We start from the raw sequence: 286 nt of genomic DNA on the forward strand, positions 1-286 counted from the left end.
GGACGCCTCCAGCATCGACACCGGCGACATCACCGTCACCGGTCCGGCCGGGCCGCTCGCGGTCACCGGCGTGTCCCTCGACAGCAACAGCGACGGCACCCCGCGCACCGCAACCTATACCGTCGCGGCGCCCGGCGGCAGCTGGGATCTGGCGGACAGCGGCGCCTATACCGTTGCCCTGCTCACCGATGAAGTCTTCGACACCGGCGGCAATGCCGTCGCTGCAGACCCCAACCTCACCGGGTTTACCGTCGACATTTCTGGAAGCCCCCCTACACCCTTCAGG

Annotated in this window: 1 protein-coding gene; it reads left to right on the plus strand. The window is 68.5% G+C overall.

Going from position 1 to position 286, the window contains the following annotated elements; all coding sequences use genetic code 11:
* Positions 1-286: hypothetical protein (locus ABLN94_RS24645; RefSeq protein WP_352997360.1), on the plus strand; the 286-nt coding region annotated here is incomplete at both ends.

The organism is Ruegeria sp. SCP11 (genome assembly GCF_040329455.1).
Taxonomy (GTDB): domain Bacteria; phylum Pseudomonadota; class Alphaproteobacteria; order Rhodobacterales; family Rhodobacteraceae; genus Ruegeria; species Ruegeria atlantica_E.